Annotated in this window: 13 protein-coding genes; 4 read left to right on the forward strand and 9 right to left on the reverse strand. The window is 43.8% G+C overall.

What is annotated here, in order from left to right:
- Positions 1-21 precede the first annotated feature (21 nt).
- The 3 genes from ytxJ to LT679_RS11145 all read right to left on the reverse strand — a co-directional run bounded on the left by ytxJ (position 22) and on the right by LT679_RS11145 (position 1,861).
- Complete coding sequence (gene ytxJ / locus LT679_RS11135) at positions 22-351, reverse strand: bacillithiol system redox-active protein YtxJ (RefSeq protein WP_232177668.1); 330 nt, start codon at positions 349-351, stop codon at positions 22-24.
- A 234-nt stretch (positions 352-585) separates the two neighbouring features.
- Positions 586-1,083, reverse strand: coding sequence for a 6,7-dimethyl-8-ribityllumazine synthase (ribH, locus tag LT679_RS11140; RefSeq protein ID WP_232177669.1), 498 nt, complete (start codon positions 1,081-1,083; stop codon positions 586-588).
- 103 nt (positions 1,084-1,186) lie between these two features.
- Entirely contained in the window at positions 1,187-1,861 is a 675-nt protein-coding gene (locus tag LT679_RS11145) for a tetratricopeptide repeat protein (RefSeq protein WP_232177670.1), read from the reverse strand.
- Positions 1,862-2,004: 143 nt separating this feature from the next.
- Between LT679_RS11145 and recF the strand changes: the two genes are divergently transcribed.
- Together recF and LT679_RS11155 are read left to right on the forward strand one after the other, a co-directional pair.
- Positions 2,005-3,114 (forward strand): DNA replication/repair protein RecF, encoded by a 1,110-nt coding sequence (gene recF, locus LT679_RS11150; RefSeq protein WP_232177671.1) that lies wholly within the window; start codon positions 2,005-2,007, stop codon positions 3,112-3,114.
- On the forward strand, positions 3,098-3,388 hold the full coding sequence (locus LT679_RS11155; RefSeq protein ID WP_232177672.1) for a DciA family protein: 291 nt from the start codon (positions 3,098-3,100) through the stop codon (positions 3,386-3,388). Before recF ends, LT679_RS11155 begins: the two co-directional genes overlap by 17 nt.
- A 33-nt stretch (positions 3,389-3,421) precedes the next feature.
- Here the strand turns inward: LT679_RS11155 and LT679_RS11160 are convergent, their stop codons facing one another.
- From LT679_RS11160 to LT679_RS11170, 3 genes are all read right to left on the reverse strand, one after another.
- Positions 3,422-6,583 (reverse strand): ATP-dependent helicase, encoded by a 3,162-nt coding sequence (locus tag LT679_RS11160; protein WP_232177673.1) that lies wholly within the window; start codon positions 6,581-6,583, stop codon positions 3,422-3,424.
- Between the two features lie 69 nt (positions 6,584-6,652).
- The gene (gene nhaA / locus LT679_RS11165; RefSeq protein WP_232177674.1) at positions 6,653-7,828 is read right to left on the reverse strand and encodes a Na+/H+ antiporter NhaA; all 1,176 of its coding nucleotides are present in this window, start codon (positions 7,826-7,828) and stop codon (positions 6,653-6,655) included.
- 34 nt (positions 7,829-7,862) lie between these two features.
- Entirely contained in the window at positions 7,863-8,243 is a 381-nt protein-coding gene (locus LT679_RS11170) for a VOC family protein (protein WP_232177675.1), read from the reverse strand.
- A gap of 200 nt (positions 8,244-8,443) precedes the next feature.
- Here LT679_RS11170 and LT679_RS11175 point away from each other — a divergent pair, with 200 nt between their 5' ends.
- Positions 8,444-10,705, forward strand: a complete 2,262-nt coding sequence (locus LT679_RS11175; RefSeq protein ID WP_232177676.1) for a glycoside hydrolase family 31 protein — start codon at positions 8,444-8,446, stop codon at positions 10,703-10,705.
- Positions 10,706-10,774: 69 nt separating this feature from the next.
- On the opposite strand, the gene dnaK is transcribed toward LT679_RS11175, so the two are convergent.
- On the reverse strand, positions 10,775-12,685 hold the full coding sequence (dnaK, locus tag LT679_RS11180; protein ID WP_232177677.1) for a molecular chaperone DnaK: 1,911 nt from the start codon (positions 12,683-12,685) through the stop codon (positions 10,775-10,777).
- A gap of 196 nt (positions 12,686-12,881) precedes the next feature.
- Between dnaK and LT679_RS11185 the strand changes: the two genes are divergently transcribed.
- Positions 12,882-13,934, forward strand: a complete 1,053-nt coding sequence (locus tag LT679_RS11185; protein ID WP_232177678.1) for a GTP pyrophosphokinase — start codon at positions 12,882-12,884, stop codon at positions 13,932-13,934.
- 73 nt (positions 13,935-14,007) lie between these two features.
- Here the strand turns inward: LT679_RS11185 and rplQ are convergent, their stop codons facing one another.
- Positions 14,008-14,586: a 50S ribosomal protein L17 gene (gene rplQ / locus LT679_RS11190; protein ID WP_232177679.1), complete on the reverse strand. Its 579-nt coding sequence runs from the start codon at positions 14,584-14,586 to the stop codon at positions 14,008-14,010.
- A 155-nt stretch (positions 14,587-14,741) separates the two neighbouring features.
- Positions 14,742-15,734 carry a DNA-directed RNA polymerase subunit alpha gene (locus LT679_RS11195; protein ID WP_232177680.1) on the reverse strand — a complete coding sequence of 331 codons (993 nt, stop codon included), beginning with the start codon at positions 15,732-15,734 and terminating at the stop codon, positions 14,742-14,744.
- Positions 15,735-15,743: the final 9 nt, after the last annotated feature.

Raw genomic sequence — 15,743 nt, forward strand, 5'->3', positions numbered from 1 at the left:
TGCTGACTTCCCGACTATAATCTAAACCACCATCGTCAACGCTTCTTCTACCGAAATGCCGCCGTGTGATTGATCGAGAATACATTCGCCGCTTTTGATCAGTAACATCTGCGGCGATTCGTGATGTACGTGGAAATCCGCAGCTATTTGGTTTGACAGTTCGCGGTATTTAATCAGATCTAAAAAGTAAAGTGAAATATCGTCAGGAATATCGCTCCACTCCAACTCAAAACGTTTTTTAGCCATCATGCTGATAGAGCAGCGTGTGCTATGCTTAAAAATAATGCTATACCCGGGGTGTTGCTTTATTTCGTTAATCTGATCTGCCGACTCCAGCGCTATCCACTTCATTTGTTAAAGTTTTTATCAATTTAATACTGATACAAAATTACAGCAAAGCCCTGTAAATGTTTGCAAACGGCATTAAATATGACATTTTGCTGTTAGCGCCCGCGCGGATATGATCCGTAAGCCGGACATAGTTTGTTTGAACACGATGCCAAGGCACCCATAGCCAGCACTACCAAAGCAATGTATGCGATCTTTTTCATAATACTTGTGTTAACGTTTATAACCTGATAAAGTTTAAGCCTGCAACGTGCGCGCCAAATCAGCCATTTTTATAGCTGTAACCGCTGCTTCGTCGCCCTTATTACCATGTTTACCACCGGCGCGGTCAATTGCCTGCTGCTGGTTATCAGTAGTAAGTACACCAAATATAACAGGTTTCGAATACTTTATGGCAACATTACTTACGCCATTTGCAACAGCATCGCAAATAAAATCAAAGTGGCGTGTTTCGCCCTGTATCACGCAACCCAGGCAAATTACGGCATCCAGGTTAGGTTTATTCTTCAACAGCAGTTCGGCCCCTGATGTAAGCTCAAAACTACCGGGCACACTATAGCTGAAAATATTTTCGGGCAATGCGCCATTTTTTACCAGGCTTTGGTACGCGCCTTCGTAAAGGGCATTGGTTATCTCAGCGTTCCACTCGGCCACCACTATGCCAAAGGTATATGCGGCTGCATCAGGTATCTCGGTTGCCGAAAAGTCGGACAGGTTTTTTAATTGTGTTGCCATTTTAAATAGTTGTTAAATTTAAAAAGGTTGCAATGTTGAAATGTAATAACTCATTCTTCAACATTGCAACCTTCAATTATTGCAACCTCATGTTAAGGTTTTATTAGTTTGCCTCAACCCGGCCAATGTAAGCATCAATATTTTGTGCTTCAGCGCTGGTAGGGTAGTCGTTTTTAATTTTGTTGTAAGCCTCGGCCGCTGATTTTTTGTCGTTAGTAGCCTCATATACCAAACCTAATTTTTTAAGGTACAATGGCGATAAAAAGCTGTTTGATGCTTTATCAACTGCTTTGTTGTAATAGCTGGCAGCGTCATCATATTTTTTCTGCTCAACGTATGCGTCGCCTATACCACCTAAAGCCTCAGCCGCAACCATGTAATCGTCGCCGCGGTAATTGTTCAGGTTATCAATGGCTTTACCGTAATCGCCTTTGTTAAGGTATGCAATACCGATATAATAGTAAGCCAGGTTAGCAGCTTTGGTGTTACTGTATTCAGAGATGATCTTTTCAAACCCAGGATAACCGGCATCGCCTTTTATAGCTTTATCCCATTCTTTTTGTTGCCAAAACTCCTGGGCTACGTGCATCTGGTCGGCCGCTTTTACCTCGCGCGGACCAGCGTATGCTTTAAGATATATAAAGTATATGGCTATCAGCACTAAAACGGCCGCGGCTATAAATAATAAGCTCTTTCTGTTCTCGTTCACAAAACTCCCTGTATGTTTAACCGGTTTATCTTCGTTCACAATTTTGGTGTTTGCCTGGGTTGTCGACATTCTTATTCAAAAATTAAGTTTGCAAAAATACAGTTTTCAAAGTTTTTATCAACACCTTTTAACTTAAATAATTAACCCTCGAAATTAAACCCGGATGGATGCCTCGACCATCGCGCGGATTGTGTTACCTTTGAAGGCTCAATATGTATCTGCAACAATTATCGGTAATCAACTTTAAAAACTACGAACAGGCCGAACTTACCTTTAACAGTGGTGTTAACGCCTTTGTGGGGGGCAACGGCGCGGGCAAAACTAATTTGCTTGATGCGGTGCACTACCTGTCGTTATGTAAAAGTTATTTTAACCCGATAGACAGCCAGCAGATACGGCAGGGTGCCGACTTTTTTATTGTTACCGGCACGTTTGACAAGAATAATAATAACGAAGCAGTAGCCTGCTCGGTTAAGCGAAACCAAAAAAAGCAGTTCAAGCGCAATAAAAAAGATTATCAGCGCCTGGCTGATCATATCGGGTTGTTTCCGCTGGTGATGATCTCGCCGTATGATATCAGCATTATTATTGAAGGCAGCGAGGAACGGCGCAAGTTTATTGATAACGTCATATCGCAAACGGATAATCAGTACCTGGACGAGTTGATCGCTTACAACAAAGCCCTGGTCAACCGGAACGCTTTGCTAAAAACCATTGCCGACACGGGCCGGTACGACCCGGTTTTGCTGGAGATACTGGACGAGCAACTGACAGCATCGGGCAACCGTATATTTGCCAAACGCAAGGCTTTTATGGAACGCTTCACCGAGATATTTAACACCCACTACGATTTTATAAGCGGGCAGGCGGAGCGGGTATCGCTGGTATACGAATCGCAATTATTGCAGGATGATTTTGCATTGCTGCTCAAAAAAACACTGGAAAAGGACCGCGTGCTGGAACGCACCACGGCCGGTATTCATAAGGATGACCTTGCTTTTTCGATACACGGCATGCCCATGAAAAAGTTTGGATCGCAGGGGCAGCAAAAATCGTTTCTGATAGCCCTCAAGCTGGCCCAATATAGTTATTTGTACGAGCAGAAAAAGTTTAAGCCGTTGCTGTTGCTGGATGATATTTTTGATAAGCTGGATGATAAGCGGGTTACCAAACTGATGCAAATGGTATCGGCCCATAATTTTGGACAGGTTTTTATAACCGATACCAGTGCCAGCCGGGTAAAAAATGTATTTGAGGACATTGATGTTGACGTTAAAATTTTTGAGATAGCGAAAGGAGAAGCCCATGCGCAAAGCGAATGATAAAACACTAAAGGATGCCATTGAGCAAATGATGCAGGTTTACAAGCTTAAACGCAAGTTTAACGAAACCTCCGTCATCGCCAACTGGCCGCAACTGGTGGGCACCTCCGTAGCCAACCGCACCAAGGAGATATACATCAGCGATAAGAAACTTTTTGTACGTATTGAATCATCCGTAATCAAGCATGAGCTGATGCTGATACGCAATCAGATCATCCAAAAAATAAACGATGAAGCGCAGGAAGTAGTGGTTGAGGAAGTAGTGTTTTTATAAGCCCCCCGCCCCATAAAGGGGGAGCTTCGTTACTTACTCCTCTACATCAATCATAATACCTTCAGCTTGTTTAAAGTTGGTTTTTACAAAGTGGCACCAGTCACATTCCTTTTTGCCGCAGCCGGTGTTAAACTCGTGGTTCATTATTTTTTGGTAAACAGAGGTAATCTGTTCGCTAACCAGTTCTACACTTTCGGGTGATATGGCCACCTTTTCCTTATGATATTCGCCAGCCTTAACCGGCTCTACAAATTCAAACTGAGTGTTCACCACCTGCCAGTCGTTACTGCGGTCGTTATCCACCAGTATTTTGTAAAACACGGCCTGCCGCCAGTAGTCGCCGCCGTTGGGGTTATCGTTGGTAGGTGGCTGTAGTTTATCCTTGGCATTTTTGAGCTTGCCTGTTTTATAGTCAACCACGGTTACATTTTTTCCGTCAAACTCAATCTTATCCAGGTTACCCTTTATTGGCACGCCGTTCACTTCAATGTTTTTTATAGTGCGTTCGGTAACGGCTACCTTGTTCCATACGTTAACATTTTGGTCGTAATACTCCGGCAATATCTTTTCGCCGTAGGCTAAGCGCAGTTTAAAATCGTCTTTCGTGAACGAATCTCGATTGCGGAACATATACCAGCGAAACTCCTTCATAAATTCCTCAGTCGGCATAAACACATCGTTATTTTCCTTCAGTTTACGAAAGGCCTTGTTCAGCGCCCAGTGCACCGCCTGCCCAAACGTTGCCGCCGGACTTTTACCCGATGGTACCCTGATCAAACACTGAAAGTAAAAGCGCAGCGGGCAATCCAGGTAGTTATTAAGGTGTGTAACCGAAAGTGTATAATTTTGCAGTAGCTGGTTAATGTAATTGGTATCCAGCAATTCAACCTGCGGCTTATCGGATTCGGTAAACTGGGTAGCCATAAAATTAACCATGTCATCTGCAGGTACCTGCGGATAGGCCACCTGCATATTTGTTTCGGCCAGTATCTCGCCCACAAATTGTGAGGCTTCCTGATCTTTGCCCTTTTTATCCTTACGGGCGTATGATATGTTGAGGCATTGCTTGGCACGGGTTAAAGCTACATAGAATAAACGGCGTGCTTCTTCCTTTTGGGCAATGTCATCATCCGGCGATCCGGTGAGGGTATCCGGGTAGCTAAAGCCCGTGTTGCGGCCCTTACTGTCCCATGTTTTTTTATCACAACCGATAAAGAAAACGTGTTCAAACTCCAGCCCCTTTGAACCGTGGGCCGTCAGAAAATTGATACCATTATCCGAGAATATCACTTGATTAAGCTCCATGCGGATATTGTTCTTCTTCATCAGATCAATGGTAGCAATCAGTTCAGCAAGAGTAATATCCGGATTCTTGCGGCTTTCATCCTTAATAAAATCAAAAAAGCTGGTAAGCACCTGCATGAATGCGCCCTTATCAGCCTGCTGCATGATGAATTTGAGAATACCCATTTTCGAGATTACCTGCTGAAACAGTTGCTGCAGCGTAAGGCTTACCGACGCCTTGAGCAGGTAGTCAATGTCGTTCATCAAAAACTTCATCTCCACGTTCTGCACGTTATCAAACAAACCAGGTTGTGCAGGGGTGCGCAGTTCACTCACGTATCTGCGCAGCGATGTTTTAGGCTGATCGTTACTAAAAGTGCTGTAGTTTGCTTTGGCTACCGCGATGCTGGCCTTGGCTACCTCGATAGGCGGAATGCCAAAAAAGTCGTAGTGCATAATCTCGAACAGCAGTTCGTCGCCACTATAGGGTGAGTCCAACTCCATAGCCAGGTAGCGCAGTATGGTGATAATCTTTTCACCAAATGGCAGCGTCAGTATGTCAATTTTACGCTTGGTATTAACGATAATCTTTTGCGTATCTAAAAAATGAACCAGATCTTCTACCTGGTGGTGGTTGCGGTAAATAACTGCTATCTCATTCCCGGGCACGCCGCTCTCGGTCAGTTTTTTGATGATACGCGCAGTGTCCGCCAGTTCCTGATCCGGGTTTTCGTACTCGCGGATGGTGGGCTCCACCATATCCGTAGCGAAACGCGGATGCGAGGCGCTCAGGTTTTTATCCAGCGATAATTGTGCGGTAAGTCGCTTTTTATTTTTATCGATCAGCACCCTCGACATGTCCAAAATATGCTGATTAGAGCGGTAGTTATGCCTTAATACCACGGTATGCAGGGCGTGCACGTAATCATTGGCAAAATCAAGGATGTTCTCCATATTGGCACCCTGAAATTTGAAGATGGACTGGTCATCATCACCCACCACAAAAACGTTTGGCGTATCCCAGTAATCCAGCAAAAACTTCAGCAGCGCGTTTTGCGATCCGCTGGTATCCTGAAACTCATCCACCAAAATGTACTGGTAGCGTTCCTGGTAGCGGCGTAATATATCATCATTCTCACGGAAGGCTTTGAGCACCCAGATGATCATGTCGTCATAATCGTACCTACCCCGTTGCTTCATTTTAGCATCGTAATTCTTATATTCGGCAACGGCGGCCAGCAGCTTATTCATCTGCTCGGTCACCTTGTCGATATCGGCCTGCTTCGGGTCGCCTATCTTGATGCCCTTGGCGGCATTGGCGCGTTTGTAAATATATTCGTCACGGTTGGGCAGGTCATCAATATATTCCTTAACCGCGCGGTTGATCAGTTCGGCATCCCAGCTCTCCCGTTTCATGGTGGAGAACAAACTTTTGAGCCTTGGCGCGTCGAAATACACATCGCCCGTAAAGCGCTTCAGTAAATGGTCATTCGGGAATTCGTCGATCAGCTCACGGAACAGCATGGCAGATTCCAGGTCCGACAACGGATCAAGGTTCAGCTTGCCAAAGTACTCGAGGTTTTCCTGTATCACCTCATTGCAAAAGGCGTGGAAGGTGTATATGTTAATGCGGTAAGCATCGGGGCCAATAAAATCAAACAAACGCTTGCGCATGGCCACTGCGCCGGCATCGGTATAAGTTAAACACAGTATTTCGTTGGGCTGGGCATCGGTATCGGTCAGTATCTTGCCAATGCGGGCGGCTAATATCTGCGTTTTGCCGGTACCAGGGCCTGCCACCACCAGCACCGGGCCATCCATTTTATTAACAGCCGAAAGCTGCTCCGGGTTGAGTGAAGCCAGCGCTTCCTGAAATTTGGCATTGTATTTTGCGGAAATGGGGTTTTGCATAAGTACGTAAAAATACGAAGATTTTTAGTAAACCATTACCTGCTTTTCAACGCTCGAGTATGAGCGAGCCTATTGAACCTGCCGCGTTCTTTTTGAATAAGCTTTTAAGCATATAAATCCAACTGTGGCGGCGATTATTGAAGCGGTTAAGATGGCGAACTTTGCACGGCTTTGCAATTCAGGCTCGTTGAATGACAATAGCGCAATAAAAATCGACATGGTGAAACCGATGCCTGCCAGCGCACCGGCTCCCGCTATGTGTACCCAGTTGATCCCTTCGGGCAATTTACTTAGCTTGGTTTTAACGGCGGCAAAGGTCATTAAGAAAATGCCAAGGGGTTTGCCTAAAATCAGCCCGAAAATTATACCCAAACCAAGCGGCGTTAACAGACCTGCCAGCATCCCCTGCTCATAAGTTATATTAGTATTGGCCAATGCGAATATTGGCAGGATAAAGAAATTAACCGGTGCCGACAGCTTATGCTCCAACTCGCACAGTGGCGAGTAGCCTGATTTAGTCCGCACCGGTATGGTGAACGCCGTAAGCACACCAGCCACCGTAGCGTGTATACCTGAGTGATGGATAAAGTACCATATGAACAAACCGGGCACCAGGTAAAACCAGGCGTTTTTAAATTCAAAATAATTAAACACTACGGCTAATGCGAAAAATGCCAGCGCGTATAAAAGATACGTAGTTTCTAAACCTTGCGTATAAAACAACGCGATTACGATTATGGCACCCAGATCATCAACAATGGCCAAAGCCGTTAGAAATACCTTTACACCTACTGGAACCGATTTGCGTAAAGCGTTAAGTATGGCCACCGCAAAAGCAATATCGGTAGCCATGGGTATACCCCAGCCTGAGGCTGTTTCGGTATCCCGATCAAACAGAAAATAGATAAACGCGGGCACAGCCATACCGCCAATAGCGCTTAACACCGGCAACGCCGCCTTTTTTACTCCGGCCAGTTCACCTTCCACTATTTCACGTTTAATCTCCAGCCCCGCCATCAGGAAAAATACGGCCATCAGCGCATCATTAATAAATGAAGTCAGTGTAAAATGCGGCGCTATAACATCATCTGCAATTTCAGTAGCTAATAGATTGGCAAAACCAGCCTTTAGCGGTGAGTTAGCCAAAATAAGCGACAATATCAAACAGGCCAACAACAAAACACCGCCGGCCGCTGGGTGTTCAATAAATTCAACCGCTTTTTTTAATGGCCTGAGTTTTACCATTCGGCAAATATAAGCAATCGGGTTTTAACAGATATCAGCTTTCCTGTATCACCGAAAGTATATTTCCGGCCGGATCAGTGAACCAGGCAATAGTTGGCCCGTTACCACGCATAATATTGTCATCATCGGTTTTAAGCTGCGGATGATCATAGCTTTCAAATTGAATGCCCTTTTCCTTTAAGTCCTTTACGGCATCTTCAATGTTACTAACCAAGAAATTGAGTACTGTAAAAGTAGCAGGCTCGTGGTTTGGCTTTGGGTAAATTATCGCAGAACTGCCGCCGGGTAACTTTATGTCAAGCACACCCATCTCGTTTAGTTTAACTTCTAATCCTAACGTGGTACCGTAAAATTGCCGGGCTTTTTCAATATCGTTTACTGAAAAGCCGGAGAATGCGCTGGTTGGTTTAAACATGGTAGTGATTTTATAATAAAGTTATAATAAAGATATCAAACAACATGCCGATGGCAGGGGTGTGAACGCGACAAAAAAAGGTGGCAGATTTGACGCCTTACTTACTTAATCGCCCAAAAACAACAATTAGCCTGTTTTTTGTTTATTTAAATAAGTATGAAGTGTAAATTGGCAATCATCAACAAGCAAAAACCAACAGTATGCAAACCCAGCTATTAGGCAACGCAAAACAGGTAACTCAACATAACGATCATATCACCATACAAACAGCCGAAGCAACGGCCAAAATATGGTTGTATGCCCCGGCCATCATCCGGGTAAATATCACCAAAACGCCGGATAAGGCCGATACTTCGTTCGCGGTAATACAGCAGCCGGAAACAGGCATCAACTTTACGGAGGCCGAAAATGAACTTACAGTCACCACTGATCAGCTGATACTTAAAGTAAACAAAACCCCGTTACGTTTCAGCTTTTATACGCTTGATGGCAAACCTTTGAGTGAGGATGATGCCCGTTTTGGCGTTAACTGGCAAAACGAGCGGGTAATTAATTACCGTAAGCTTTATGTTGATGAAAAGTTTATTGGCCTGGGCGAAAAAACAGGCGCTCTTAACCGTCGCGGTACCCATTATGTTAACTGGAATACGGATGCATCCAAGCATACCATTTATACCGATCCGCTGTATAAAACCTTCCCGTTCTTTATCGGACTGCACAGCAGGTTAACTTACGGGTTGTTTTTTGATAATACCCACAAAAGCTATTTCGACTTTGGCGCAACTACCGATGACGAAATGAGCTGGTTTGGTGCCGATGGCGGCGATATGAACTACTACTTCTTCGGGGCGCAGGGTGTGGCCGAAATTATTAAAGATTATACCTGGCTTACAGGCCGTATGGAAATGCCGCCGCTATGGAGCATTGGCTACCAGCAATGCCGCTACAGTTACATGAGTGCCGATGAAGTGCTCGGCATCGCCCAAAAGTTAAGAGAGCATAATATACCTGCCGATGTGATCTATTGTGATATAGATTATATGGACAATTACAAAATATTTACCTGGAACGATGAGGCTTTCCCTGATCCGAAGGGAATGATAGATCAGTTAAAAGCACTTGATTTTCGCACGGTTTGTATTGTTGACCCGGGTATTAAAGTTGAGGACGGATACAAGCAGTATGATGAGGGCGTTGCTAAAAATTACTTCGCTACTTATATCAATGGCGATAACTATGTAGCCAGCGTATGGCCGGGGCGCTGCCACTTCCCCAACTTTTTTGATGACAAGGTGAAGGAATGGTGGGGAGCTGCTTTTACCGCACTTACCGAACCCGGCGTTGAGGGTTTCTGGAACGATATGAACGAGCCTGCCGCTTGGGGACAAAACATACCTTACCTGGTAAAATTTGGCGACCGTTACATGGCCGAGGTACGTAATGCTTACGGTATGGAAATGACCAAAGCTACTTATAATGGTACGCGTAAAATATTAGGCAACAAACGCCCCTTTATGCTTACCCGTGCGGCTTATTGCGGCACACAGCGTTTTTCAGCCGTGTGGACGGGTGATAATACCGCTACCGATGAGCATATGCTTTACGGGCAGCGTTTGGTTAATAGCCTGGGCTTGGTGGGCATGTCATTCACCGGGGTGGATATTGGGGGCTACACCGGCAACCCTACCCCTGAACTGATGCTGCGCTGGAATTCGCTGGGTGTTTACATCCCTATGTACCGTAACCACGCTGAAATTGGTACCGCTATGCGTGAGCCATGGGAATGGGGCGAGGAGAATATGGCCATCATCCGTAAGGATATTGAGCTGCGTTACCAGTTGCTGCCGTACATTTATTCCGGCTTTTATGAGTCATCACAAAACGGGCTGCCATTGAGCCGCACATTGGCTATTGATTATACGCTGGATGAAAACGTGTTTGATGTTCGTTATCAAAACCAGTTTCTGTTTGGCAATTCCATGTTAGTGGCGCCGGTTGAAAGTACGAGGCTTACCGCCGAGGTTTATTTACCTGAGGGTGAATGGTATCGCTTTGGTGATGATAAAGCATACGAGGGTGGCATGGCGCATTCAGTACCTGCCCCTTTGAACAATTTGCCGGTGTTTGTAAAAGGCGGGGGCATCATCCCGATGCAAAGCGTTATTCAAAGCACCAATGAGGCGGGTGATGGTATACTTTACCTGCACATCTGGAAAGGCACTGAAGATTCGACATTTATTTATTATGAGGACGATGGTGTAACGTACGATAACGAGCGGGGCATCCTTCATAAAAGAGATATTGGCTATCAAGCTGAAAAAAATAAGGTGACAGTTGCCGTAGCAGACGGCACTTATACTTCAAAATTTAATACGTTGAAATTAATACCTCACGGATTTGGAAAGACTGTTAAGACGCAAGAAGTGCCTTATCATTCAGGCATAATCGAGATCAACCTGTAAGCATCAGCTTATAAAATAGAAAGGCCCTGTAACGATGAGTTGCAGGGCCTTTCAAATTATCAGGAATTATTACTTTTTATCGTCTTTTACCTCTTCGTAATCAACATCAGTTACGGTGTCTGAGTTGTCGGCTTGCGCACCAGCAGCACCAGCATCAGCACCCGGCTGTTGACCGGCTTCGGCTGCAGCTTTGTACATATCCTCTGACGCGGCTTTCCATGCGCTATCCAACTCGGCCTGAGCAACCTCAATATCGGCCAGGTTTTTAGAAGCATGGGCGGCTTTCAACTTAGTAAGGCCTTCTTCGATAGGTGCCTTTTTATCAGCAGGTATCTTATCGCCATACTCTTTCAACTGTTTCTCGGTCGAGAAGATCAAAGCATCGGCACCATTCAGTTTTTCAACTTCTTCTTTAGCTTTTTTATCAGACTCCGCATTGGCTTCTGCTTCTGCTTTCATCTTTTTGATCTCTTCGTCTGTTAAGCCTGATGAAGCCTCGATACGGATTTTTTGCTCTTTACCGGTAGCTTTATCTTTTGCAGATACATGCAATATACCGTTGGCATCAATATCAAAAGTTACTTCAATTTGAGGCACACCACGTGGTGCTGGCGGAATACCATCCAGGTGGAAACGGCCTATGGTGCGGTTTTGAGCGGCCATTGGGCGCTCACCTTGCAAAATGTGGATCTCTACCGATGGCTGACTGTCAGACGCTGTTGAGAAAGTCTCCGATTTTTTGCTCGGGATGGTTGTGTTAGCCTCGATCAGTTTAGTCATTACACCACCCATGGTTTCAATACCTAACGAAAGCGGGGTAACGTCAAGCAGCAATACATCTTTAACTTCACCGGTTAACACACCACCTTGTATAGCGGCACCAATAGCTACCACCTCGTCAGGATTAACACCTTTTGAAGGAGCTTTGCCAAAGAATGATTGCACGGCTTCCTGAATAGCAGGGATACGGGTTGAACCACCTACCAGGATGATTTCGTCAATATCTGATGTGCTGTAACCTGCATTCTTTAAAGCGGTACGGCAAGGCTCAATAGTACGTTTTACCAGGCTGTCAACCAGTTGCTCAAATTTAGCACGGCTCAAAGTTTTCACCAGGTGCTTAGGCATACCATCGGCAGCGGTGATATATGGCAGGTTAACCTCGGTTTGTGTAGTGCTTGAAAGCTCAATTTTAGCTTTCTCGGCAGCTTCTTTTAAACGCTGTAAAGCCATTGGGTCTTTACGCAGGTCGATGCCTTCGTCGCTCTTAAATTCGTCGGCCAGCCAGTCAATGATAGCCTGGTCAAAGTCGTCACCACCCAGGTGGGTATCACCATCGGTTGATTTTACTTCGAACACACCATCACCTAATTCAAGTACCGAAACGTCGTGCGTACCGCCACCGCAGTCAAACACAACAATTTTCATATCCTTGTGTGCTTTGTCCAAGCCATAGGCAAGGGCAGCAGCAGTAGGCTCGTTGATGATACGGCGTACTTTTAAACCAGCAATTTCACCGGCTTCTTTAGTAGCCTGGCGCTGTGCATCATTAAAGTAAGCCGGTACGGTAATTACCGCTTCGCTTACCTCTGTACCCAGGAAATCTTCAGCTGTTTTCTTCATTTTTTGAAGGATCATGGCCGAAATTTCTTGTGGCGTATAGTTACGGTCGTCAATAGCAACACGTGGGGTGTTACCTTCGTTAACCACGTTATATGGAACGCGCTCTTTCTCTTTGCTTACTTCAGCAAATTGGTTACCCATAAAGCGCTTGATAGAATAGATAGTTTTGCGGGGATTGGTGATAGCCTGGCGCTTTGCCGGGTCACCCACTTTACGTTCGCCGTTGTCAACAAAAGCAACTACTGATGGCGTAGTACGCTTACCCTCGCTGTTGGCAATAACCACAGGCTCGTTACCCTCCATTACAGCCACGCATGAGTTTGTTGTCCCTAAGTCGATTCCGATAATTTTAGACATATGTATGATTGTTATTTCTTGTTTGTTAATACTAATTACCCACAGCTGTTTATCAATGCCTGTGCCAAATAGCAAATGGCAGAAAATGGCGTATTTGCCAAAAAATCGAATATCACTTCGTCAGCAAAATAAGACAGATTGATGACAGGTTGGCAGAAAAATTTGTGAAACAGAAAGTTACTTTTTAAATTAGGTCATGCCTAAACTTAACAAAGACGAAGCCATACAATGGTATGCCCAAAATAGAGGTTTATTTAAAAAACTATCAGCCAAAATTAATAGTATAATCTTAGAGCTCTTAGAAGAAAACACCATTGCTGTTCATGCAATAACAAATCGCACTAAAGAAATAGAAAGCTTTAGAACTAAAATCGACAATCCCAAATACGATGATCCTGCAGAACAAGTAACTGATTTAGCTGGAATAAGAATAATCGCATATGTGGAGGATGATTTAAAGCCGATCTGTAAGATCTTGGAAGATTCTTTTCACATAGATCCACAAAATAGTTTGGACAAAACTAATGAATTAGGAACTGACAAAGTAGGGTATCGTTCGATTCACTATATAGCAAGATTAAAAGAAGACAGATTGAATCTCCCTGAATATAAAAAATTTAAAGATTTAAAATTTGAGATTCAGGTTAGAACTATATTACAACACGCATGGGCAGAAATTGAACATGATAGAAATTACAAATTCAATGGTGTACTTCCTCCCGAGATAAAGAGACGCTTTAAAATATTAGCTGGAACGTTAGAATTGGCTGACAGAGAGTTCAATCAACTGTCATTAGATATTGATAAAATCTCCAACAGCGTGCTTGTCGCCGAACAACAAAATATACTTGATAGTATTGAATTAAACAGCACCACTTTAAAACAATTTTTGATAACGAAATTTAATGCTCTTATAAAGAAAGATTTGTTAAAGCCAATTCTATCCCACGATAATGTTATTTTAAATGAATTAAATAGATATGGGATAAAAAACTTAAAAGATTTAGACTCTATAGTTCCTATTAATTTTATTGATAATTTACAAGATATATACAAACAAAGTGATTCACTAACATTTATAGGATTATTAAGAGATATTATGATAATCAATAATGCAGATCACTATTTTCAAGGTGTATGGAGAAATAGCTGGGGTGATACAGATAACGAATCATTTCAATTATATAAAAGATATAATATCGACCCTGAGTATCTAACCAACACTTATGGAATTGGCTTGAGTTCTTAAAGAATATCATAAAAAACGAAAAAACGCCCGACTAAATAGCCGGGCGTTTTTACCTTTTAAATTCTGATATGAATTATTCGCCTTTCTCAGCGTTTTCTTCTTTTTCAGGAGTTGCAGGTGCCTCAGTTGCCGGAGCTTCTTCAGCAGCTTCAGCTTTAGGAGCATCTTCAACTACTACCGCGTCATCAGCAGGAGTAACTTCAGCTGTTGCAGCAGCAGCTTTACCTTTACCGGCACCACCACGACGGCGAGTTGATTTTTTAGCAGCAGGAGCAGTCTCAGCACCGTAAACTGTGTTGTAATCAACCAGCTCGATGATTGCTACTTCAGCATTGTCACCCAAACGGTTTTCCATTTTGATGATACGAGTATAACCACCCGGACGGTTAGCAACTTTAGCAGCTACATCGCGGAACAGCTCAGCAACAGCATCTTTACTTTTAAGGTAAGCAAACACTGTACGACGAGAGTGTGTAGTATCGTTTTTTGATTTGGTGATCAAAGGCTCAACATAACCGCGCAGGGCTTTTGCTTTTGCCAATGTTGTAGTGATGCGCTTATGCAGGATAAGCGAAGAGGCCATGTTGCTCATCATCGCTTTGCGATGACTGTCGGTGCGGCCTAAGTGGTTAACTTTTTTACCGTGTCTCATTTTGTTGTTTGTTGCGGCACGTGCATACCGTTGGGCGGCGTGTTATCGTCAAGCCCTCGGAATTATGCCTGTTGTTTAATTATAATTAAGAATCAAGAGCTAAGAAACAAGAGCCTTTTTGGTTCTAAGCTCTTAACTCTTGTATCTATTAAATATTATTCTTCGTCCAGCTTGTATTTAGCCAGGTTCATGCCGAAAGAAAGGCCTTTTGATTTAACAAGGTCCTGAATTTCAGTTAATGATTTTTTACCAAAGTTGCGGAACTTCAACATATCAGCTACATCATACGATACCAGATCAGCCAGGCTGCGGATGTCAGCAGCTTTAAGGCAGTTCAGGGCACGTACTGAAAGGTCAAGATCAACCAATTCAGTTTTCAGGATCTTGCGCATGTGCAGTATCTCTTCGTCAACCTCTTTAGTTTCTTCTTTCGCCTGAGCCTCTAACATCATGTTCTCATCAGAGAATAACATGAAGTGCTGGATCAGGATTTTCGCAGCTTCCTTAAGTGCATCTTCCGGGTGGATAGAACCGTCAGTAGCAATGTCAAGAACCAGTTTCTCGTAATCGGTTTTTTGCTCAACACGATAGTTCTCGATAGTGTACTTAACGTTTTTGATCGGAGTGTAGATCGAGTCGATCGCGATAACACCTACGTTAGCATCCGGATTTTTATTTTCTTCACTTGCTACATAACCACGGCCTTTACCTACGGTCAGTTCCACTTCAAGTGTTACTGATGAATCCATATTGGCTAAAACCAGATCAGGGTTAAGTACTGTAAAGTTATTTGAGAATTTAGTGATATCGCCAGCCTTGAAGCTATCCTGACCGTTGATGATCACAAATATTTTTTCGCTGTCGCCAGATTCGCCGGTCTTCTTAAACCTTACTTGTTTAAGGTTCAGGATGATTTCGGTTACATCTTCAACAACTCCTTTTATAGTTGAAAATTCATGCGTAACTCCTGAAAAACGAACAGAAGTGATAGCAAAACCTTCTAACGATGAAAGTAATATACGACGCAGAGCATTACCTATGGTTACACCGAAACCTGGTTCTAAGGGACGGAATTCGAACGTACCTTCAAAATCAGTCGATTTTTGCATGATAACCTTGTCCGGTTTCTGAAATGCTAAAATTGCCATTTATATCCT

It is taken from the genome of Mucilaginibacter roseus (assembly GCF_021215455.1).
Classification (GTDB): domain Bacteria; phylum Bacteroidota; class Bacteroidia; order Sphingobacteriales; family Sphingobacteriaceae; genus Mucilaginibacter; species Mucilaginibacter roseus.